Genomic DNA, 2,158 nt, shown 5'->3' with positions numbered 1-2,158 from the left:
CGTGGCTCGCGGCATCCTGGAAACCTCCGGCTAAGGCCGCCTGCGCGCGCGTGGCCCGGGGCAGGACGATGGCGCCTACCAGTTGCGCGTGATCGCCCGCAGCCTGCTGCAGGCCTTCGAGCGCTACTACATCGCCATCGCCGCGCTGGTGAAGAATGGACCGCACACGCTAACGGCGGGGGAGCTTGAGAACGCCTGCACGCTCACCGCGCAACGCCTGGGGATGCTCAACGAACTGTCGGCCCCCGAATTCTTCGACAAGGCCCTGTTCCGCGGTTTCATCCAGAAGTTGCGCGAGCGCAAGGTGGTATGGACCGACGACGAAGGCAAGCTCGATTTCGCCCAGGCCCTGGAAGGCATGGTCGACGATGCGCGGCTGATCCTGGCCCGTGAAGTGCGCCACTCGATCCTGAAGATCACCCCGGGCGGCGCCGAGCCGCGCGATCCGCCCCCGCCGGCGCTGAAGGAAGCGCCGGTGGAAGACGTCTCGACTGACCTGCACGAACGGCACGTGGTGAACGAGGAAGAACGGCACCACCCAACGCACCTGCCGTAGGGCTGGGGGTCAGAGTTATAACTCTGACCCCGCCGGTAGAGCGGAGTTAGACGTTCTATTCCCGGTGCAGGCCGTCGTCAGCGGTATCGGCCTCGAAGAGCCTCTGTAGATCGCCCAGCGCCTGAAGGGACGTCTCGCGGATTGCCGCGTCGTCGTCGTACACCAGGTACTGCCTGGCCAGCAGCTGCTCGTCGTGTTTGCGGAAGCGCTCGACGCGGGCCTCGGCCAGTTCCTGGGGCATGCCCAGCGCCTGCAGCGTCAGGCGAGCCATCTTCAATGAGGAATGGAAGGTCTCGCGCACCGGTTCCTCGATGCCAAGATCCATCAGGCGGAACGCATGCTGCCGGTTGCGCGCGCGGGCGACGATCTTCAGATGGGGAAACTGGCGGCGCACCAACCGCGCGGTGCGCAGGTTCACGTCTGGATCGTCCGTGCCCAGCACGAATACCTCGGCTGTCTGTGCCTGTGCCGCACGCAGCAGTTCCGGCCGCGCCGGATCGCCGAAGAACAGCGAAGTGCCGCCGAAGCGGCGCGAGAATTCCACCTGCTCGACGGAGTTCTCAAGGGCCACGAAGGGGATATCGTGTGCGCGCAACAGCCGCGAGACGATCTGGCCGACACGGCCGAAGCCGGCGATGATCACCCGGGGACTTGCAACGTCAGGTACTTCGAACTCGCGGTCGGGCTTGCTTGCCTTGACGTTCAACAGGGCTGCCACCGAGATCACCAGCAACGGCGTCAACGCCATCGACAAGGTGATCACCAGCACCAGTACGTTGCGCTGGGTGTCGTCGATCAAGTGGCTGGACTGCGCCAGGTTCAGCACCACGAAGGCGAATTCACCGCCGCAGGCAAGGAGCACGGTGAGGCGCAACGAGTCGGCCATGCTCAGTCGGCCCGCCGCCAGGCCCAGCGGCCACAGCACCAGTGCCTTGGTCGCCAGCAGCAGGCCCACCAGGCCCAGGATCAACAGCGGCTCGTGGATCAACAGTGACAAATCCACCGACATGCCTACGCTGATGAAGAACAAACCCAGCAGCAGGCCTTTGAAGGGCTCGATGTTCGACTCAAGTTCGTGGCGGTATTCCGAATCGGCCAGCAGCACGCCGGCAAGGAAGGCGCCGAGCGTCACCGACACGCCGATCAATTCCATCACCAGCGCCGTGCCCATCACCACCAGCAACGCCGTGGCGGTAGACACCTCCACGCTGCCGGCGCGCGCGACGAAACGGAACACCGGTCGCAGCAGGAGCCGACCACCGAGCACCACCAGTACGATGCCGCCGACCACGATGGCGATCTTGGAGAGCTCCGGCGGGTGCGATCCATGTTCCATGGATCCGCCCAACAGCGGTATGGCGGCAATCAGCGGAATGGCCGCCAGATCCTGGAACAGAAGGATGGCAAAGCCCTGCCGCCCGTACCCGGAATTCGCTTCCTTGCGCTCGGCCAGGATCTGCAGGCCGAAGGCAGTAGATGAGAGCGCCAGCGCCCCACCGACAATCACGGCTGATCTGGCCGCCATGCCGAATGCCAGGAAGGCCAGATCAGCCGTGATTGTCGGTGGGGCGCTGGCGCTCTCATCTACTGCCTTCGGCCTGC

Annotated in this window: 1 protein-coding gene and 1 pseudogene; one reads left to right on the top strand and one right to left on the bottom strand. The window is 65.0% G+C overall.

Going from position 1 to position 2,158, the window contains the following annotated elements; genetic code table 11:
* Positions 1 to 556: pseudogene (locus tag VK519_RS13690) on the top strand (glycerol-3-phosphate 1-O-acyltransferase PlsB); the annotation flags it as partial.
* A gap of 55 nt (positions 557 to 611) precedes the next feature.
* Here VK519_RS13690 and VK519_RS13685 read toward each other — a convergent pair.
* Positions 612 to 2,158, bottom strand: a 1,547-nt coding sequence (locus VK519_RS13685; RefSeq protein ID WP_324350654.1) for a cation:proton antiporter domain-containing protein, incomplete at its 5' end; no start/stop codon positions are given.

The organism is Pinirhizobacter sp. (assembly GCF_035317885.1).
Lineage (GTDB): Bacteria > Pseudomonadota > Gammaproteobacteria > Xanthomonadales > Rhodanobacteraceae > Pinirhizobacter.
The sequence above is the reverse complement of the archived record's forward strand: the minus strand, read 5'-3'. Positions and strand labels throughout refer to the sequence as shown.